This window comes from Lysobacter capsici (assembly GCF_018732085.1).
GTDB lineage: Bacteria > Pseudomonadota > Gammaproteobacteria > Xanthomonadales > Xanthomonadaceae > Lysobacter > Lysobacter capsici_A.
In genome coordinates, this window is sequence record NZ_CP076103.1 from 6,161,596 (window position 1) to 6,181,449 (window position 19,854).

General features: G+C 65.7%; 17 protein-coding genes. 11 read left to right on the forward strand and 6 right to left on the reverse strand.

Annotated features, from left to right (window positions below):
• Positions 1 to 36 precede the first annotated feature (36 nt).
• The 6 genes from KME82_RS25765 to KME82_RS25790 all read left to right on the forward strand — a co-directional run bounded on the left by KME82_RS25765 (position 37) and on the right by KME82_RS25790 (position 6,577).
• On the forward strand, positions 37 to 642 hold the full coding sequence (locus KME82_RS25765; RefSeq protein ID WP_215496575.1) for a hypothetical protein: 606 nt from the start codon (positions 37 to 39) through the stop codon (positions 640 to 642).
• 191 nt (positions 643 to 833) lie between these two features.
• Positions 834 to 1,424, forward strand: coding sequence for a hypothetical protein (locus tag KME82_RS25770; protein WP_215496576.1), 591 nt, complete (start codon positions 834 to 836; stop codon positions 1,422 to 1,424).
• Between the two features lie 174 nt (positions 1,425 to 1,598).
• Positions 1,599 to 2,690, forward strand: a complete 1,092-nt coding sequence (locus KME82_RS25775) for a serine hydrolase domain-containing protein (protein WP_252255548.1) — start codon at positions 1,599 to 1,601, stop codon at positions 2,688 to 2,690.
• 59 nt (positions 2,691 to 2,749) lie between these two features.
• Positions 2,750 to 3,817: a DUF5694 domain-containing protein gene (locus KME82_RS25780; protein WP_430538766.1), complete on the forward strand. Its 1,068-nt coding sequence runs from the start codon at positions 2,750 to 2,752 to the stop codon at positions 3,815 to 3,817.
• Between the two features lie 353 nt (positions 3,818 to 4,170).
• On the forward strand, positions 4,171 to 5,124 hold the full coding sequence (locus KME82_RS25785) for a cation diffusion facilitator family transporter (RefSeq protein WP_215496578.1): 954 nt from the start codon (positions 4,171 to 4,173) through the stop codon (positions 5,122 to 5,124).
• Between the two features lie 175 nt (positions 5,125 to 5,299).
• Positions 5,300 to 6,577 carry a hypothetical protein gene (locus KME82_RS25790; RefSeq protein ID WP_252255551.1) on the forward strand — a complete coding sequence of 426 codons (1,278 nt, stop codon included), beginning with the start codon at positions 5,300 to 5,302 and terminating at the stop codon, positions 6,575 to 6,577.
• On the opposite strand, the gene KME82_RS25795 is transcribed toward KME82_RS25790, so the two are convergent.
• The 3 genes from KME82_RS25795 to KME82_RS25805 all read right to left on the reverse strand — a co-directional run bounded on the left by KME82_RS25795 (position 6,574) and on the right by KME82_RS25805 (position 9,908).
• Entirely contained in the window at positions 6,574 to 6,822 is a 249-nt protein-coding gene (locus KME82_RS25795; RefSeq protein ID WP_215496579.1) for a hypothetical protein, read from the reverse strand. The two genes, KME82_RS25790 and KME82_RS25795, sit on opposite strands and share 4 nt — an antisense overlap.
• 254 nt (positions 6,823 to 7,076) lie before the next feature.
• A complete protein-coding gene (locus KME82_RS25800) occupies positions 7,077 to 9,218 on the reverse strand; it encodes a catalase (RefSeq protein ID WP_215496580.1) in 2,142 nt (713 codons plus the stop codon).
• Between the two features lie 306 nt (positions 9,219 to 9,524).
• Positions 9,525 to 9,908, reverse strand: a complete 384-nt coding sequence (locus tag KME82_RS25805; RefSeq protein ID WP_215496581.1) for a hypothetical protein — start codon at positions 9,906 to 9,908, stop codon at positions 9,525 to 9,527.
• Positions 9,909 to 10,413: 505 nt separating this feature from the next.
• Between KME82_RS25805 and KME82_RS25810 the strand changes: the two genes are divergently transcribed.
• The 4 genes from KME82_RS25810 (at position 10,414) to KME82_RS25825 (ending at position 15,360) form a co-directional block, all read left to right on the forward strand.
• A complete protein-coding gene (locus KME82_RS25810) occupies positions 10,414 to 10,818 on the forward strand; it encodes a hypothetical protein (protein WP_215496582.1) in 405 nt (134 codons plus the stop codon).
• Between the two features lie 192 nt (positions 10,819 to 11,010).
• Positions 11,011 to 11,415 carry a hypothetical protein gene (locus KME82_RS25815; RefSeq protein WP_215496583.1) on the forward strand — a complete coding sequence of 135 codons (405 nt, stop codon included), beginning with the start codon at positions 11,011 to 11,013 and terminating at the stop codon, positions 11,413 to 11,415.
• Positions 11,416 to 11,432: 17 nt separating this feature from the next.
• Complete coding sequence (locus tag KME82_RS25820; RefSeq protein WP_215496584.1) at positions 11,433 to 14,981, forward strand: peptidoglycan-binding protein; 3,549 nt, start codon at positions 11,433 to 11,435, stop codon at positions 14,979 to 14,981.
• A gap of 13 nt (positions 14,982 to 14,994) precedes the next feature.
• On the forward strand, positions 14,995 to 15,360 hold the full coding sequence (locus tag KME82_RS25825) for a hypothetical protein (protein WP_215496585.1): 366 nt from the start codon (positions 14,995 to 14,997) through the stop codon (positions 15,358 to 15,360).
• Between the two features lie 104 nt (positions 15,361 to 15,464).
• On the opposite strand, the gene KME82_RS25830 is transcribed toward KME82_RS25825, so the two are convergent.
• The gene (locus KME82_RS25830) at positions 15,465 to 16,295 is read right to left on the reverse strand and encodes an alpha/beta fold hydrolase (protein WP_215496586.1); all 831 of its coding nucleotides are present in this window, start codon (positions 16,293 to 16,295) and stop codon (positions 15,465 to 15,467) included.
• A gap of 74 nt (positions 16,296 to 16,369) precedes the next feature.
• Positions 16,370 to 17,071 carry a pirin family protein gene (locus KME82_RS25835; protein ID WP_215496587.1) on the reverse strand — a complete coding sequence of 234 codons (702 nt, stop codon included), beginning with the start codon at positions 17,069 to 17,071 and terminating at the stop codon, positions 16,370 to 16,372.
• Positions 17,072 to 17,171: 100 nt separating this feature from the next.
• On the opposite strand from KME82_RS25835, the gene KME82_RS25840 reads away from it, so the two are divergent.
• Positions 17,172 to 18,092, forward strand: a complete 921-nt coding sequence (locus KME82_RS25840) for a LysR family transcriptional regulator (RefSeq protein ID WP_215496588.1) — start codon at positions 17,172 to 17,174, stop codon at positions 18,090 to 18,092.
• An 18-nt stretch (positions 18,093 to 18,110) separates the two neighbouring features.
• On the opposite strand, the gene KME82_RS25845 is transcribed toward KME82_RS25840, so the two are convergent.
• Positions 18,111 to 19,748 carry an ABC-F family ATP-binding cassette domain-containing protein gene (locus KME82_RS25845; protein ID WP_215496589.1) on the reverse strand — a complete coding sequence of 546 codons (1,638 nt, stop codon included), beginning with the start codon at positions 19,746 to 19,748 and terminating at the stop codon, positions 18,111 to 18,113.
• Positions 19,749 to 19,854 lie beyond the last annotated feature (106 nt).

Genomic DNA, 19,854 nt, shown 5'->3' on the forward strand with positions numbered 1-19,854 from the left:
TGCCTGCGTCGTATCGACGCCAACAGGAGAACCACCATGTCGAAACTCAGAACCGCCCTCTTCGCCGCCGTCTCCGCCATGACCTTGCTCGGTGCCGGCTCGGCCGGCGCGAGCACGTTCCAGGTATGGGACAGTGCGATCTCGAACTGGTCCAACAACGGCGTCACCCATTTCACCGGGCCGACGTCCGCCTCGTACGTGGGCATATCGATTCCCTGCAATGCCGACATCACCGTGTCGGTCGTCGCCGGCGTGGCCACCGTCACCAATGCGACGTTCTCGGGTTCCACCGCCTGCTCCGGGATCGTGCCGTACTTTCTGCCGTGGGCGGTGACGGCCGCGCCCTACACCGGCGGCAATCCGCCGTTCGCCGGCGCGCCGACGCTGTCGCCGGTGCTGTCCAGCATCACCATCAGCGGAATCAAGCTGTATCTCCCGCCGCCGATCAACATCAATTGCCCCGGCACCACCGGTTCCATCACCGGAGTATTGGATGTCACCGATCAGCTCGGCGCGCCGCCGGCGGCCCCCACGCCCAATCGGCTCGCATTCAAGGGCAACCTCGGTCCCTGCGCCGTGCAGACCCGCACCAGCACCGCGCCCAACAGCCTGGTCGCCAATCCCGCGGTGCGCATTCTCTAGCGCGGCGCACGCGGCCTGGTTCGATCGTATCGGTTCGCTGCGACAGCGAGCGCAGCGAGCGATACGCATCCGATCGTGATCCGACGCGATCGAAATGCGGGCGCGATTCGAACGGCGCGGCCGGGCTTGTCACCCGGCCGCGTCCGACCGATCGCACGCATCGTCCATCGACGTCCAACCGGAGCCTCATCATGTCGAAACTCAGGACCACGCTACTCACGCTCGCCGCGACCACGAGCGTGTTCGCCGCCGCATCGGCCTCGGCCGCATCGTTCGAAGTGTGGAACGGCGCGAGCTGGACGGACAACGGCATCGTCCACTTCGTCGGACCGACCACGCTGGCGTACCTGGGCACCCAACTGCCCTGCGACGCCGATTTCACCGTCGCGATCGTTGCGGGCGCGGCCAATGTCACCAACGCGAGCTTCAGCGGCGTGTCGGCGTGCAGCTCGATCGGTTCCTACAACCTGCCGTGGCCGGTGGCCGCGCCGATTCCCTACACCGGCGCGAATCCGCCGTTCGCCGGCGCACCGACCTTGTCGCCGACGCTGTCGACGGTGAAGATCAGCGGCATCCGCCTGCTGGCGTTCGCCTACTGCCCGGGCGCCACCACCACCGGTTCGATCACCGGTGTGCTCGATGCGAGCGATCAAGCCGGCGCGACGCCCGCGAACAATCGCTTCGTGTTCAAGGGGCTCCTGGGGCCTTGCGCGGTGCAGAGCCGAACCAACACCATCCCCTACAGCCTGCAGGCGGACATCCCGGTGCGGGTGGTGCCCTGAGGTCGCGACCTCGCAGCCGAGCGAATCGTTACCCAGGACAGACAGCCGAGTCGAACCGCTCGCCTGTCTGTCCACACCGCTTTAAACCATTACGCGGCCGACATCATCTCAAGCCTTCCTGTCACTGGCGAACCCGCCCGAGGAAGCTGCATGTCATCCGGAACGTACCGCGCCATGACGATCGTCGTCGCCGTGTTGTTGTCGTGGCCCTGGCCGGGCGCGGCGGCGGCGAGCATGGACCAGGCCAACGCGCAGGCGCGGCAACTGATTCAAAAGACGATGAAGGATCGGCGCATCCCGGGCCTGCAGATCGCGGTGGTCAAGGACGGCAAGGTGGTGCTGTCGGAAAGCTACGGTCTGGCCAATGTCGAGAACCGCTTGCCCGCAACCAAAACGACGCTGTTCCCGATCAACTCGGCGACCAAGTCGTTCACCGGCGTGGCGATGATGCAGCTGGCGCAAGCCGGGCTCGTGGACCTCAACGCCCCGGTGTCGCGCTACCTGGACGACGTGCCCGAGGCATGGCGCGCGGTGCGCGTGCGCCAGTTGCTCGCGCATACCTCCGGGCTGCCCGATATCCTCGACGAGCAGGGCCTGCTCGGCGGCGGCACCGAGTCCAATGCGTGGACGCTGGTGAAGAACCTGCCGATGCAGGCCGCGATCGGCGAGCGCTTCGAGTACAACCAGGTCAACTATGCCCTGCTCGCCCGGATCATCGCCAAGCAGACCAAGCTGCCGTACGAGCGTTACCTCGCGCAGCGTCAGTTCGCCGTCGCCGGCATGCCCTCGACCCGGTTCGGCGACAGCTACGACCTGGTTCCCGGCGCGGCCACGATCTACAGCTACTTTCCGCGCAAGACCGACGACCCGGGCAGCGCCGAGCGCCTGTCGCATTGGTTCTACGACATGACGCCGAGCCTGTGGGCAGGCGGCGGCATCCAGACCACCGCCGATGACGTCGCACGCTGGATGGTCGCGCTGTCGGACGGCCGGTTGATCAGCGCCGCCAGCCTGCGCGGCATGTGGACGCCGGAGAAATTGAACGATGGCAGCGATGGAAGCTGGTCGGCCGGCTGGCCGGTGCTCGGCACGCCCGCGAATCCGCAACGCGCGGGTATCGGCGGCGCCCGCGCAGCGTTTATCGTCTATCCGGACGACAAGCTCGCGGTGATCGTGCTGACCAACCTGGTCGGGGCGAATCCCGAGCGTTTCATTCCGCAGATTGCCGCACTGTATCAACCGACGCAGCGCGCGGCGGCGCCATGATCCGCAGCGGCAATCGCTCACGCTTGAACGTCCCCGTCATCGCCCATCGGAGCAAGACCGTGCGCAAACTGTTCGCCATCGCAGGACTGTCCCTGGGCCTGATCGGCCCGGTCATCGCCCAGCCGCAAGTCGACCTGTCCACCCTCGACACCGGCATGACCGGGCCGCGCGCACAGGTGCTGGTGCTGGGCTCGGTGCATCTGTCGGGCATGCCCAAGAGCTTCAAGCCCGAATCGCTGGAACCGGTGCTCGACCGGCTCGCCGCGTTCAAGCCCGAGCTCATCACCATCGAGGCGCTGTCCGGCGAAACCTGCGACCTCGTCGCGCGCCACCCGGCCGTGTACGCGCCCGAGGACGTGGACCGGTTTTGCCGCGACCCCGCGCCGGCGCGGGCCGCGACCGGCTTGGACGTGCCCGCGGCCATCGCCGAGGTGCGCAAGACCTTGAAGACCTGGCCGGCGCAACCCACGCCGGCGCAGCGGCGGCGACTGGCGGCGACCTTCCTGGCCGCCAACGAAAGCGGCTCGGCGTTCGTGCAGTGGCTGTACTTGCCCAAGTCCGAACGCCATGTCGGCGACGGCCTGGACGCGGCCCTGGTGACGCAGTTGCAGAAGTTCGAAACGCGCAACGACGAGAGCTTCCAGATCGGCGCGCGTCTGGCGGTGCGGCTGGGGCTGCAACGGCTGTACGCGGTGGACGACCACACCGGCGACAACGTCACCATCGACGACGGGGAGCGCTACGGCAAGGCGATCCAGAAGGCCTGGGACACCGCCAGCGCGGCCGCCCTGGCCTCGCGCAAGCAGCAAGACACCTTGTCGGAGCAATCGCAGATGCTGGCGCTGTACCGGCTGATCAACACGCCTCAAGCGCAGCGCCTGGCGATCGACGCCGACTTTGGCGCGGCCATGCGCGACACCTCGCCGCAGCACTACGGCCAGTTGTATGTCGCCGGCTGGGAAGGGCGCAATCTGCGCATGGTCGCCAATATCCGCGCGGCCTTCGGCGACTACCCCGGCGCGCGCGTGCTGTCGATCGTCGGCGCCTCGCACAAGCCCTGGTTCGACAACCTGCTCGGGCAGATGCAGGGCGTGGATGTGATCGATGCCGAAAAAATCCTGAAGTAATCGCGCGACCGGGCCGCGGCGTGGCTATCGTCACCGCACCGCGGCCGCTGCGTGCGACGCCCAGCCTTGAGCGCGATGGTGCGGCCGCCGCGCGCCGGCTCACTCCAAGAAGGGCATGCAATGCGAAGGGCTATCAGGTCGAATCGCCCTGATCCGTTCGCATGGCTTGAGCCGGCGCTGCGGCGGGGGTCAAAGCAGGCCGAAGGCGCGACACTGGCAAGCGCCTCTCCATGGGCCGCCAGCGTGATCGCGCGGCGGCCCGCGCCGTGATCTGCGATCACGTAGACAGGGGGATCGATCTGCGACGATGCCGATAAGTGGATCGAACGCCGATCCCGCACAGGAGCCGACCGATGGCCACCGCCTCCAGCAAGAAGGTCGTGCTCGCCGCACTGTTCGGCAACACCGCCATCGCGGTCACCAAGCTGATCGCGGCCGCGATCACCGGCAGTTCGGCGATGCTGAGCGAAGGCGTGCACTCGCTGGTCGACACCTGCAACGAGCTCCTGCTGCTGTACGGCATGAAGCGCGCCGAACGTCCGCCCGATGCGACCCAGCCGTTCGGCTACGGCCGCGAAGTGTATTTCTGGAGTTTCATCGTCGCCCTGCTGGTGTTCGCGCTCGGCGCGGGGATTTCCTTCTACGAGGGCATCACCCACCTGCAGCATCCCAGGCCGATGGAGCGCCCGCTCATCAACTACGTGGTGCTCGGGATTTCCATGGTGTTCGAAGGCATCTCGTGGTGGGTGGCGATGAAGGCCTTCCGCGCGACCAAGGGCGGCCGCGGCTGGTTCGAGACCTTCCGCGCCAGCAAGGACGCCAGCACCTTCACCGTATTGTTCGAAGACACCGCGGCGCTGTGCGGCCTGTCGATCGCGTTCGCCGGCGTCGCCCTGTCGCACGCCACCGGCAATCCGGTGTACGACGGCTATGCCTCGATCGGCATCGGCCTGGTACTCGCGGTGGCCTCGTTCCTGCTCGCCCGCGAAACCAAGGGCCTGCTGCTCGGCGAAGCCGCGCATCCGCACGTGCGCGACTCGATCCTGCGCATCGCCAACACCGACGAAGGCATCCGCTCGGCGAACGGCGTGTTGACCATGCAGCTCGGTCCTAATTCAGTGCTCGCCACCTTGAGCGCGGAATTCGAAGACGATCTGCTGATCCCGCAGGTCGAAGCCTGCGTCAATCGCATCGAGGCCGCGGTGCGGCGCGAGCATCCCGACGTGGTGGCCTTGTTCGTCAAACCGCAGACCGCCGAGGTCTGGCGGCAGCGCATGACCCAGTTGCGCGACGCGGCGCCGCCATGAGGATCGTCTGACCGAGGTCCGCCGCAAACCTCGCGGCTTTGCGCCGGCGCATGATCGAAATCGTCTTTTACCGACTCGCTGCCGACGCTGTGAACTGCGCCACGCCTGCGTTTGATGCTCTCTTCACCGCGCCACCGTAGGCTGCTTCCGTACCGATCCCCCCGGTTGCGTGGAGATGAAGCGCATTCGCCTGCCGCACGCTCCTGCCTGCGCCGTCGCCATCGCGGCGGTCGCGATGTTGCTCGCCGGCTCGGTCGCCGCGGCGACCGGCACGCAAGCGTGCAAGCAACGCGTGCTGCAGGAATTCGGCTGGCGCTTCGTGTTTTCCGACGACAGAGCGGTCGACATCCATGCCGGGCGTCCCTGCGACCGGCGCGATCTGGCCGAGGCGAAGGCCGCCGGCGATCTGACCGTCGCGATACCCGCCGGCCTCGCGGCCAGCGAACGCGAGCGGCTGTTCGACCGTTTGTTGCGGCATCCGGCCACTCATTGCGGCTACGGCTTCGCGTTGGGCGCGGCGACGCGGCGCGCGGTCGATCGGCTGGTCGACAACCGCGGCTTCCGCTTCACCGCCCTGCAGATCGGCTGGATCGGCTTCGGCCCGGCCGGATCGGCGCACGACGGCTGGACACCGATCGCCTTGTTCGGGCGCGGCTATCGACCTCGCGATGGGAACTCGCGCGCGATCGATGGCTTCTACGACGGCCACGTCCGCGCCGAATGCGGCGTCGGCCGGCAGGTCGCGCAATACGCCACCCAGGCCGAACTGTATGGCCGCGACGGTTTCGACCGCCAGTTCGACGCCGACGAAATCGTCATCGGCACCTTCAATCGCCTGCACCGCACGCGCAGCATCCTGCTGGGCACGTCGGCCGGCGACTTCACCCACGACGGCCGCGCCATCGCGGCGGCGGCGAGTGGGCGGCAGGCGTTCATGGGCCTGCCGGGCTTCGTCTTCCATGTGTTCGGCCGCGCCAGCCTGGACGATCTGAACAACCAGGCCGAGAACTTCGTCGTCTACGACGTCAGCGCGCAGGCCGCCGCCGCGCTGCGCCGTCATGACGGCTTCGAGTACTACAACGACCGCAACCGCGAAATCTGGTCGCTGGCGCGATCGTTGAAGCTCGATAAGTCGAAGCGTTTGTTCGAGCGCCTGCTGTACGAGCGCGATCCGGTCCTGCGCGCCGCGCTGCCGGAGCAGGCGCGCATCACCGTGGCGAAGATCGACCGTCTGCTCGCCGATCCGTTCTATCGCGGCTTCGCGATCTATGTCCACAAGCTCGGGATCCAGCCGGTCGGCTTCCACATCGCCCGCCTGCTCGATCGCAATCCGCGCACGCCGTTCCGCATCGAACTGGCCCTGCACAATCTGCATACGACCCTGTACGACCGCTATGTCGGCTATCGGCTGGCGCAGTGCGCGGATGCGAGTGCGTCGATGCGTTCGCGTTAATCGCGAATCTTGAAGCCCGGATTTTCGTTGAGCGTGCCGTCGGCTTCGAGCACGACGAACTGCTGGCCGTCGGCGCGGAACACCACCGGGATAGGATCGAGGAACATTGGCCGCCGCACGAAACGCAGGGTCCAGCCGAACTGTTCCAGCGTGGCCAGCGCATCGAGCTGGGCCGGCCTCAGTCCCGCGCGCAATCCGGCCGGACTGACCACTTGCGCGGATTGGCGACGTTCTCGATCGGTCATGGGCATCGGCGCCTCCTCGCGCACCACAGTGCCGGTTTGAACAGTAACGCAAGTCGGGGCCGTATCCAGCCACACGACTGCCGGTACGAATCATCACCCCATCGGGGCGACGACGCAGCCACGATGCGGCTGCGTTTTCGTGACGTGCATCGCTCAACCGATGCGATCGCGCGAGTCGAATGACGGGTTTGGTCGATGCGGTCGCCGATGCCGCGATCGATCGCGGCATCGTCACTGCATCGATCGCTCCCCTTCTAGGCCAAGGTGCGCAGCCCCGGCTCACGATCCCATTGCCGGGTCTTGGCGAGCTTGACGAAGGCCGCCGGCTTGTCGGCGGCGACGACGCCGTCGTCGGGCTTGATGCCGGCCGCGGCCAATACCTGGCGTGCGCCGTCGTCGAGCGCGATCGCCTTGAGATGGCCGAACGCATCGCGCACGAAGTCCACCGCCGCCGCTTCGCTCGCCAAGCGTTTGCCCGCGGCCGGCGACAGCACCAGCGCGACCGCGTCGAACACCAGCGACGGCGTGCCCGCGAGTTGCCCGTCGGCGGGTTGTTGCCTGCCGTCGCTGAGCTTGGCGCCGCCGAGTTTCGGCGCGACGATCTTGACCCGCGCGCCGGCCGCTTCCACCGCCTTGCGCAACGCCTTGAGCGCGGCCGCATCGGAGCCTTCGTCGATCAGGATGCCGACGCAACGCCCGACCAGGGTGTCCTTCATCTTGCCGATCAACTGCAGCATCGGCGAAGGCGGCATGTCCACCGGTTCCACCGCCGCGGGCGGGGCCGGCGGCAGACGATCGAGTCCCAGCCCGTCCGCGACCCGTTTCGCGAGGTCGGCATCGATGTGACGTAGATGGCCGACGATCGCTTCGCGCACGTGCGCGGTCCCGACCTTGGACAGTTCGAACACCAGCGCCGAGGCCATATGCGCCTGCTCCGGCGCGGTCTGGCTACGGTAGAACAGCCGCGCCTGGCTGTAATGATCGGCGAAACTTTCCGCGCGGATGCGGCCCTTGGCGCCGTCGTCGCCAGTCACCGCCGCGCTGCGGAACCCCGCCGGGGTTTCGCGCGGCGAGGTCGGGTCGAGCGAACTGGGTTCGTAGTTGACCCGGCCCTTCGGCACCTGCATCTGCATATGCCCGTCGCGCTGCTGGTTGGCGAACGGGCACTTGGGCGCGTTGATCGGCAGCTGATGGAAATTCGGCGAGCCCAGCCGCGACAGCTGCGTGTCCAGATACGAGAACAGCCGCCCTTGCAACAATGGATCGTTGGAAAAATCCATGCCCGGCAGGATATGCGAGGGACAGAACGCGACCTGTTCGGTCTCGGCGAAGAAATTGTCGGGCCAGCGATCGAGCACCATGCGCCCGATCACGGTCAGCGGAATGGTTTCCTCGGGAATGAGCTTGGTCGGGTCGAGATGATCGAACGGCAGCGCGTCGGCCTGTTCCTGGGTGAACAGCTGCACCGCGAGTTCCCATTCGGGGAAGTCGCCGTTCTCGATCGCTTCGAACAGATCGCGACGGTGGAAATCCGGATCGGCGCCGGCCAGCTTGACCGCCTCGTCCCACAGCGTCGATTGCAGGCCCAGCTTGGGCCGCCAGTGGAACTTGACGAAGGTCGAGGCGCCGCGCGCGTCGAGCAGGCGGAAGCTGTGGACGCCGAAGCCTTCGATCATGCGCAGCGAGCGCGGAATCGTGCGGTCGGACATCGCCCACATGATCATGTGCATCGCTTCGGGCGTGAGCGAGATGAAATCCCAGAACGTGTCGTGCGCGCTGCCGGCCTGCGGGAAGCCGCGATCGGGTTCCATCTTGACCGAATGCACCACGTCCGGGAACTTCATCGCATCCTGGATGAAGAACACCGGGATGTTGTTGCCGACGAGGTCCCAGTTGCCCTGCTGGGTGTAGAACTTCACCGCGAACCCGCGCACGTCGCGCGGCGTATCGATCGAACCGGCGCCGCCGGCGACGGTGGAGAAGCGGCAGAACAGCGGCGTGCGCTGGCCGACCTCGGTCAGGATCTGCGCGGTGGTGTACTTCTTCAGCGACTTGGTCAGCTCAAAATAACCGTGCGCCGCCGAGCCGCGCGCATGCACGATGCGCTCGGGAATGCGCTCGTGATCGAAGTGTGTGATCTTCTCGCGCAGGATGAAATCTTCCAGCAAGGTCGGCCCGCGTTCCGTGGCGCGCAGCGAATTCTGGTTGTCCGACAGCGGCAAGCCGTGGTTGGTGGTCAGCGGCGGATGCTTGCCCGAGGCCTGCTGGTGCAGCTCGTCGCCGTTGCCGCGTTGATCACGATCAGCCTTGTTGGCGGAGCTCTGGCTGGCGTTGTCCTGACTGGCGCGAGCGGATTTGGCGGGTGATGCGGGGCTCGGTTTTTTCCTGGCGGCCATGAATGCGACTCCTGAATGGGCGTACATGCCGACAATCGGCTTCGCCCGATCCTGCTCGCACTCAAGTTAAGGTCGTGTGGCATCTCGCATGCAGAAAATGTTGAACCTGTCTGGTTCAGACTCGCGCGGCCGCATTCGACGATGCGTGTGACGCGCGTTGCGATTCATGCGTAGGCCTCAGGTCCATTCGCCAACGCTCGCGCGGCGGATCGCCCCATGTTTCGTGCACAACCGGTCCGATCGCGCGCAAACATCAACACCCTCGCCGTCATGTGGTGAATGCTCTCAACCGCCAGGCGTTCGCGCTCACCGCGCCGATGGCGCGAACCAGGACTTTCCAGGAGCGGTAAACAGCAAGTAAAGGCCAACGCCATGCGCGAGCAGTTGAACGGCGATGGAGGCCACCTCGACATTGGAAATCGAAATGCCCTGCCTCGCGGCCATGAACGGCGCCGGCAACGCAAGAACCGTGAGAACCAGATAGGTGATGCGGGCCCAGTTCTTGCCGATGGAGATGAATTCGATCAGGAACACCGTAAACAGGGCCGCCACCACGCGCACCGCGATCACGAGGCCCGCCGGACGCGGTCCGAAGTCGGAGCTGATGAAGGGCGCCGCCAGCGTGAGCACCAATGCGACGTAAAACAACGCGACGGCGATGCGTACCTGGGAAGGTTTCTTGCTTTTCATGGAGTCGTCCTTGATCGTTCGGGTTTCGTGGTGTTGGACGCGACACGCATAGCGTCCAGGCATGCCCATCGAAGCGTGCATTGCAGCTTAGGCATGGCAACGAAAGCGATCAAACTGCCGTTTTTGGCTCATACCGCAACCTCAACAGCATAATGTGCGCCGAGCGTAGCCCGGGCATTGCGCTAACCTTTGATCAAGACAACCTGCAGTAACTCGCAGCAAGCAGATCGTATGTCGCGCGTGGTTGTACGGCACATATTTTGTTCGCACTGTGCGCCGACACTGCCTAAAGAAAGACGAGCGGTCTTGACGCCCGTTTGGAAGGGGGTACAAGCTTCCGACGGCATCGCACTCGCACTTCAGACACATCCATAGTCGGCATTCCGAACTGACCCGAACCGTCGGCTTGGACGCTCTCGTGGGCAGCGCAGGCTATCGCATTGAAGAGTGACTCGACTCAACGGCAGCAATGGATTTCCTTTACAAGCGCCAAGGACGTTTTCGTATGACCATCAGCCCTGAATTGCAAGCCAAGATCGATGCACTGGAAGACGAAGACCTTAAAGCCAGGATTCTCCGAGTTATTACAGGCCCTGGAAAAAAACGAGTAAGTGATGAAGTGATCTTCGAAAATTCCGTAGCCACTTACTCGATGGCCAAGGAGCAGAGAGACCGAACAAGAAAATGGCGAACCGATGAAGTTGCCGCTTTCGCGCGGTATTTCATGGAAAGAAATTCAGCCGACTATGAGGAGTTCGTACGGCAGGAAAAAGAGTTCCATGAGATCGAATCGGGACTTGCGTGGAGCGTTCGCCGACTGATATCTGAATGGATGCCTGACTTGAATAGCGCAGGTATCGGCGAGCTATTTGGTGAATTTCGCGACTATGTCGAATCGAGCTTGCGTTGATCAGAGAATAATTCATGTCGACGAACTACTGCAGCTTGATCTACGCCTATCGTGCCGACAGCCACTTGCTGGACACCTACCGAAAGATGGCCGGCACAGGAGCAGTGTCATTTAGCCATAGAAGACCTTTCTTTGTACGACTTGACGCTTCACAGTCAAGGACTTGCCCTTTGAGCTTTAAGGAGTTTCGCCATGTCCATCAGCCCTGAATTACAAGCAAAAGTCGACGCCCTCGAAGATGAAAAGCTCAAGGCTAGGATTCTTCGCTCGCTCACAAGCTCCGGCAAGAAACGGGCAACTGATGAGGAAATTTACGAACTGATCGTTTCCTCTTACACGAAGGCCAAGGAGCAAAGAGCCCGACTTAGGCAGTGGCGGGACGATGAGGTGATCGCCTTCGCGCATTATTTTAAGGAAAAAAGACCGGAGGACTATGTTGAATTTCTACGGCAGCAAAGGGAGTTCAACGAGATTGAATCGGGGCTTGCTTGGGGAGTTCGCCAACTTATCTGGGAATGGATACCGAATTTGGACGGGTCGGATTGCACCGCGTTATTCAGCAAATTTCGGAACTACGCCAAGTTAGAGTCGACTTGATCAGGGATGATTGAACAGTGGCAAACTATTTTTTAGCCGACACGAGCAGCCTAATTTATGCTTATCGTGCGGGTGGTACGCAGTTGCTTGATACTTATATCGAGATAGCCGAACTAGGACAGTATGAGTTCGCTATCTCCAAAACCGTAGAAGCTGAGATTGCAGACGGCCCCCTCCAGTCCGAGCTCGAAAAATATATTGCCGACAGGGAGATAGCGGTTCTCGAAGTTCCCGAGACGGAAAGTCAGTTGGCCTCTACTACCAACCCTGAAGAACGCAGAAAGCTGTCAAAGAACGCAGGCGAACGCTCCCTACTCGAAATCGCCACCCGCGAACACGCTGAAGGCCGCAACGTCACCATCTGGTCGGACGACAAGCACTTCGCGTCGCCGCAGATACAGCGTCAGCTGCAGCAGGAATTGCCGGGTCTGCAGACGAAGACCACCGCTGAGTTGCTCGATCAATCGTTTCGGGACAACTTCATCAGCGAGGCGGAGTACCAGCAGCATCTGGCAGGCTACCGAACGCAGTCCGTTTTTCAGGAAAGCCCGCGTCTGAACTCGTTCGACCCGTCGTTGTCCGGCGCCGCCGCCGATCTGGCCGAAGGCGATGTCTCCTTGCGCGCCCCGAATGGGCAGCGCGGGTTCGCCTCGACGGAGTTGCTGATCGGTGAGTCGCCCAGGCATACCTTGCTCCGCTCCGGAGGCCTGCTGGCGACGGGGATCGACGTGAGCCTGAGCGCTCGTCGCGTCGCGGATCAACTGGACCAGAACAATCCGACGGCCGCGCAATCCGAAGCCCAACACGCCGTGGCGCGCAATGCCGGCGGCTGGATCGGCGGCGCGTCTGTCGGCGTGATCGCTACCGCCGCATCGACCGGGCCCGGTGTCGTCGGCTTCATCGTCATCGGCGGCGCGGCGGTGGCCGGCAGCCATGTAGGCGAGCATGTCGCTGACGTGCTCGACAGCTACAAGACCTTCAAGCAGACCGACCGCGACGGCGTTCATTGGCAGTCGAACGGGCGGCAATGGGTGCGGCAGGACCTGGGCGACATGCTCGACGACGGCCAGAACAAGCCGGTCATGCAGACGTTTTCCGCCGATCCGGAAAAGGCGAACGAACTGAATTACCGGGCCAGCAACGTCGCCACGGAATTGGCGATGGGAACGCTGCCCCCACCGCGCAATCCGTATTCGCAACCGGCGGCGGAGAGCGACCCGGCCAGTTTGCGTCGCGCCGATTGGGAGCGTAATCCGCACACCGGCGCATGGAGTCGCAACGTAATCGTCGGGTTCGAACAGCCCGGCGTGCCGATGATCCGGGTCGATTCCGCCAGCGCGCAGCGCGCGGCCGAACTGGATCGCGCGTCGGCGCAGGTGATTCGCGACAACGTCGCCAACGGCCCCGCGCCGATGGCCGCGCGCTACGAGATGGTGCATCGCAGTGAGGGCTGGGAACGCTTCGGCGTCGTTCCGCCTTCCGTTCAATCGGCGCTGCGCGACGATTCGCTGGTGGCGTCGGATGGGAAGCTGTACCAACGCTCGGCGGAAGGGCAGTGGCAGCGCAACGACGAGTCGGTGGTGGCGGCCGGGAACTTGCGCCAGGAGCTGGAAAGCATGCGCGCGGTGCTGCAGCCGCAGTTGGCGCAGCATGAGCAGCAGGTCGCCGCGATCGCGCGGCGGCAGCCACCGACCCTGGAGGACATCGAACGGGCCGATTTGCTGGCCACCTACAAGGTTCACAACGTCGACCCCAGGCCGGAGCAGCTCGAAGCGACGCTGGAAGCGGTGCGGCGCACTCAGCACGAGTACGGCGTCGGTCCGCTGGCGAGTTCGCTGCATCTGGGACGAAACGCGCGCGGCGGCTTCGACATCGACAGCCCGATCGAACACATTGGCCGCGATGCCGACGGCGCCAATCGGGTTCAGGCCGTAACCAGCCCGCTCGAAGTGCAGTTGGCGATGCTGGATCTGCGTTCTCCGCCGCCCACGACGCCGCAGCCGCCGGAGTTGCGCATCGCGAATCTGTCGCCGCGGCAGCACGAGACGTTGGAACAGGTCGTGCGCGAGGCGAACCGGTTGGGTTTGACACGCGACGACGTGCAGGACGCAGCGAAGCAAGCGGTCGCGGGCGCGATCGCGGCTGACCGCGCGCCGGAGCGCGTGCCGGAGTTGGCGGTCGGCCTTGCCGATAAGGATCGGGGCCTGGAGCCGCGCGTGCCCGAAGTGGCGCGCGAACCGCAAGCGCCATCGCCTGCACCGACGAAACCGCTGCCCGATACGCTCGCATCTGAAACACCGCAGACGTCGCACGCGACGCAGCCCCGCGCCGATGGCGCGCGCTCCACGAGCGAGCCGCCGCAAGCCGAGCCGCCGATCGCGATGACGGCGCCCGCTGCCGCAGCCGTGGCGGCACCGCCGATCCGGGATGCGGACGCCGTGCGAGTCGTCGCAAGCCCCGAGCCGGCACCCGTCGTCGCGGCATCGCCGACCTTGGCGGTGGCCGAAGCGAATCGGCCCGCGCCGATCATCGAGCCGGTCGCTGCGTTTGCATCGGTTCCGCACCAGACTGAAACGGTCGCCTTGCCCGCGTCCGCAGCGGTGCCCGCGCCGGATGGGGCGACGGCGACCCGCAGTCCTCAGGTGACGCCCTCCGTGGCGACACCGGCGCAAGAGCTCGCCCTCGACGACGGCAGCTTGCGGCGTGGCGACCGAGGGCAAGACGTGGAACTGCTGCAGTATCGGTTGCAGCGCGTGGGCTACCAAAGCCCGGACGGCACGCCGCTGCCGCAGCATGGCGAGTACGACACCGCCACCGAGCAGGCCGTTCGCCAGTTTCAACGCGATCGGGGCTTGCCCGATACCGGCGTGGCCGACCCCACGACGCAGCAGACGATATCGGCGGCGCAGCATGCGCGAATCGAGTCGCAGAAGGCGGCCGACCAGGAAGCGGCGGCGCCGGCTCGGGAATCGGTGCGCGACGCTGCGCGGGCGACGACGGCCGAGCCGGTGCGAACGGCGCTAGCCCACGATGTCGTCGGGCCTGCCGACGCTGGCGCGAGGAACGCTGCGCACGGCGAAACCCGGGCGGACGCGGCGGACCGAACGACCGATCGATCCGCGCCGATCGAGCACGCGGAGCATGCCGCGGTCGAACCGGCGCGGCGGGCGCCGACCGCGGCGGATGTCGAGACGCACGCACGCGGCGGTTCGACGATGGACGTGTCGCGGTTGTCGCCGAAGGATCAAGCGATGTTCGCGAAGATGCGCGGCAACGTCTCGGCCGACGTGCCGGACGAAACCGTGGCGGCGTTGATGCTCGCGGCCAAGCGCAACGGCATCGCCGACGCCGAAAGCATCGGGCCGATCGGTGCCGCCAACGGCAAGCTGTGGGTGGGCAAGGACGTTCCCGGCTTTCATACCGGCGTTTCGCTGTCCGATCCGCCGCCGGCCCTGCACGACACCGTGCGCGAAACGCAGGCGTTCAATCGGCAGCGCGATCAGCAACTGGCGCAAGAGGCCGCGCAGCGTGGGCAGGACGATCCGGGCCGCGGCCCGAAGCTGTAAGCCCGAGGACAGGATGGACACGGCCGCGCCCCATATGGTCTACCTGCTCGCGGATCAACGCGCCGGCCCGTACGTGATCGGCGTTGGCGGCCTGCTCGCGGACGTGATGCGGGAGGTCAAGGCGACGCATTTCAAACGAACCTGCGCGGCCGACGATATCTACCTGGCCGCGTTTTGCCTGGTCTGGTTCGAGCGAATGCGAACGCACTCGGCCGCGCTCGCGCGTGCCGCCGAGATTCGGCGTTGGCCCCATCGTTGGCAACGCCGCTTGATCGAGTCGGTAAATCCCCACTGGTGGGAACGCTCGCAGATGGAAACGGGATTTCCCCGCGAGTTCTGGCAGGCCATTCCCGAGACGGTCCCGCCGCCTAAACGATAGGCAACACCGTTCCTCGATATCGCACCGCCATGCGTGCAAACGCGCACGCCGCACCTTGAGCCGATGCGGCGTGCGTATCGTTTAGTCGATATTGCGGCGCTGTGTCAGGACTTCAGGAACGCCAGCAGATCCTGATTGAGCTTGTCCTTGTGGGTGTCGGTCAGGCCGTGCGGCGCGCCCGGATAGACGATGAGCGTGTTGTTCGGGACCAGCTTCGCCGACGCGCGCCCGGCCGCATCGATCGGCACGACCTGATCGTCGTCGCCATGCACGATCAAGGTGGGAACGTCGAACTTCTTCAGATCCTCGGTGAAATCCGTGGCCGAGAACGCGGCGATCGAATCGTAGGTGTTCTTGTGCCCGCCCTGCATGCCCTGGGCCCAGAACGAATCGATCATACCCTGCGACTTCTTCGCGCCCTCGCGGTTGAAGCCGAAGAACGGGCCGTTGGCGAGGTCCTGGTACAACTGCGAGCGGTCGGCGATCGACGCTTCGCGCAGACCGTCGAACACCTCGATCGGCAGGCCACCGGGGTTGGCGTCGGTCTTGAGCATCAACGGCGGCACCGAGGAAATCAGCCCGGCCTTCTTGACCCTTGCGGTGCCGTGGCGGCCGATGTAGCGCGCCACTTCGCCGCCGCCGGTGGAGAAACCGTACAAGGTCGCGCCGCGCAGGTCGAGGTGTTCGAGCAACTGGGCCAGATCGTCGGCGTAATGGTCCATGTCGTTGCCGTCCCACGGCTGACTGGAACGGCCGTGGCCGCGGCGATCGTGGGCGATGGTGCGGTAGCCGTTCGAAGCCAGGAACAGCATCTGCGACTCCCAGCTGTCGGCGCTCAACGGCCAGCCGTGGCTGAACACCACCGGCTCGCCGTCGGCCGGGCCCCAGTCCTTGTAGTAGATCTGCACGCCGTCTTTGGTGGTGAAAGTGCCCATGGTGTTGCTCCTGTAGTTGATGATCTGCAGTCGATGAAAGGGTGGGTGCTGCCCGGAGATTGCGGTGCGTGCTGTTACGGCGCGGTGTCGACCAGCACCAGCTCAGCATCTTCGAGCGCGGTGACACGGATCGCGGCCTGGTCGCGGATCGCGACGCCGTCGCGCGCCTGCACCTGCAGCCCGTCGACCTCGACCACGCCCTTGGCCGGCACCAGATAGCCGTAGCGGTTGTCGCCGAAGGCGTACTCGGCCGACTCGCCGGCGGCCAGGGTCAAGCCGAGCACGCGCGCGTTGGCGCGGATCGGCAGGGTGTCTTCGTCGCCTTCGATGCCGCTGGCCAGGACCACGAAGCGTCCGGCGCGATCGCCCTTCGGAAACGGCTTGGCGCCCCAGGTCGGCGCGCCGCCGCGCTGATCGGGAATGATCCAGATCTGGAAGATGCGGGTGGTTTGCGCCTCCAGGTTGTACTCGGCGTGCTGGATGCCGCTGCCGGCGCTCATCACCTGCACGTCGCCGGCTTCGGTGCGGCCGCGGTTGCCGAGGTTGTCCTGGTGGCTGATCGCGCCGTCGCGGACGTAGGTGATGATTTCCATGTCGGCGTGCGAATGCGGCGGGAAGCCGGTGTTGGCCTGAATGGTGTCGTCGTTCCAGACCCGCAGCGCGCCCCAGCCCATGCGGGCGGCGTCGTGGTAGCCGGCGAAGGCGAAGTGGTGCTTGGCGTCGAGCCAACCGTGGTTGGCGCCGCCGAGGCTGTCGTAGGGGCGAAGTTCGATCATGGCCGTGGTCCCGTGTGTGTTTGCTGTTGAGGCACACGATAGGCGCCTGCGATCGGGTTTAGAATGGAACTGATGGAAAACTATAGTTTCCAAAAACGACATGAATAAACTGCCCGACCTGGAAGCCTGGGCGATCTTCGCCAAGGTCGCCGAAACCGGTTCGTTCGCGCGCACCGCCGCCGAATTCGGACTGGCGCAGGCGACCGTGTCCAAGGCGGTCACGCGGCTGGAGACGCGGCTGAAGACGGTGTTGTTCCATCGCACCTCGCGGCGCATGTCGCTGACTGAAAGCGGACGCGGCGCGCTGGAACGCGCCAGTCGCATCCTCGCCGAGGGCGAGGCGGTGGAAGCGGAAATCACCGCCCAGGCCAAGAGCCCCAGCGGCCAGGTGCGGATCGCGGTGCCGATGTCGTTCGGGATCGCGCATCTGTCGCCGTTGCTGCCGGAGTTCATGAAACGCTATCCGGACATCGCGCTGGAGATCGTGTTCGACGACGGCGTCACCGACCTGGTCGGCGGCGGCTACGACCTGGCGCTGCGCATTTCGGCGTTGGCCGATTCGAGCCTGCTGGCGCGGCGGCTGTGCGGCGTGCGCATCGTGCTGGTGGGTTCGCCGGCCTATTTCGAAGCGCATGGCCGGCCGAGCCATCCGCGCGAACTCAGCGAGCACCGCGCCCTGCTCTACACCTATTCGCGCTTCGGCAATGCCTGGCGCTTCAGCCACAAGCGTCACGGCGATTTTTCGATCAGCCTGCCCACGCCGCTGCGGGTCAACAATGCCGAGGCCTTGAATCCGTCGCTGTTGGCGGGATTGGGCGTGGCGCTGCAACCTGAATTCCTGGTCTGGCGCGAACTGCGCAACGGCAAGCTGGAGATCGCGATGCCCGATTGGTCGCCGCCGCCGATCGCACTGCACATCGTCACCCCGCCCGGGCGCCTGCGCCCGCAACGGGTGCAGGCGCTGATCGATTACCTGGCGCGCAAGTTCGAGAAGGCGCCGTGGGCCGATCCGGACGGTTGATCGCGCCGGCACGGAGGCTCAGCGCAGTTCCTGCAACCGCCCCTGCGCCAACAGCAGGCGACGTGTGGTGCCGATGGCCTCGATGAAGCGGTCGTCGTGACTCACCACCAGCAGCGCGCCTTCATAAGCGCGCAACGCGCGCTCGAGATCCTCGATCGTGCTCAGGTCGAGATTGTTGGTCGGCTCGTCCAGCAACAGCAGCTGCGGCGCGGGTTGCGCATGCAGCACGCAGGCCAGGCAAATGCGCAGGCGCTCGCCGCCGGATAGCGCGCCGACCGGCAACTGGCTGCGATCGCCGCGAAACAGCCAGCGCGCGAGCAGGTTGGCGCGTTCGGGCGGCGGCAGGTGCTCGGTGCGGGCGGCGAAGTTCGCGGCCACGCTCGCGGCCGGGTCGAGTGCGTCCAGGCGCTGCGACAGCGAAGCGATGCGTCCGGCGCCGCGGCGGATGTCGCCGGCGTCCGGCGCCAGCTCACCGGCGATCATTCGCAGCAGACTCGACTTGCCCGCGCCGTTGGCGCCGAGGATCGCGATCCGTTCCGGCCCGCGGATGGCGATGTCGACGCCAGCCCCTGCAAACAGCGCGCGACCGCCGCGCCGCAGCTGCAACTGCCTGCCGTCGAACAACAGCCGATCCGCGGGCACGCGCGTCGCCGGCAGGCTCAGGTCGAGTTCGCACGACTCGCGCAACGCGCGGCGGGCTTCGCCGAGGCGTTGCCTCGCCTCCTCGACCCGCGCCGAATGCACATCCGCCGACTTGCCCGCCGCCACTTGCGCGCCGCGCTTGCGGTTGCCGGCGACGATGCGCGGCAAGCCGGCGCTCGCCAGCGAACGACCGGCGTTGCCGGAGCGGCGTTCGGCGCGCTCGTGCGCCTGTTGCTGCTGGCGCTGTTCGCGCTTCACCTGCTGGCGCAGATTGCGCACGTCGTGCTGCGCGGCCTGGGTCTGTCCATCGACCGCGGCCTGGTAGAAGCCGAAGCCGCCGCCGTACACGCGCAGCGCGGACGGTCCGATCTCGGCGATCTGGTCCATGCGTTCGAGCAGTTCGCGATCGTGGCTGACCACGATCAGTCCGCCGCGCCAGGTCTCGACCAGGCGATACAGATGGTGCCGCGATGCGCGGTCGAGATTGTTCGACGGCTCGTCCAGCAACAGCAGGTCGGGCCGCCGCAGCAGTTGCGCGGCGATGCCGAGGGAGACGATTTCGCCGCCGCTGAAGCTGTCCAGGCGCCGCTGCAGGGCGATATCGCTCAAACCCAGCCGGGCCAGGTCGGCGCGCGTGCGTTCCTCGATGTCCCAGTCCTCGCCGACGGTATCCAGCAGCGAAGGGTCCATCCCACCCTCGGCGATGGCCCGCAAGGCATCGAGCCTGGCGCGAATGCCGAGCACTTCGGCCACGCTCGCATCGCCCGACAGCGGCAGGTGCTGCGGCAGGTAAGCCACGACGCCGTGAGTCTCGACCTGCCCGGCCGTGGGCGCGAGCTGCCCGGCCAGCAGCCGCATCAGCGTGCTCTTGCCGCTGCCGTTGGGCCCGACCAGCCCGCTGCGCTGCGGACCGAAGCTGCACGACAGCCCGTCGAACACGGGCGTGCCGTCCGGCCAGGAAAAACCGAGATTTGAAGCGCGCAGGCACAAGCCGCGAAAGGAAACATCCGTCATCGACGATCTCCATCGGTGCCGCGCGGACGCGAGCGATCGCGCGGCGGTCAGACCACGACCGATCCGCGGCGCGCGCGTTCGGCGCGGCAGGGCGGATGGGTCGGCG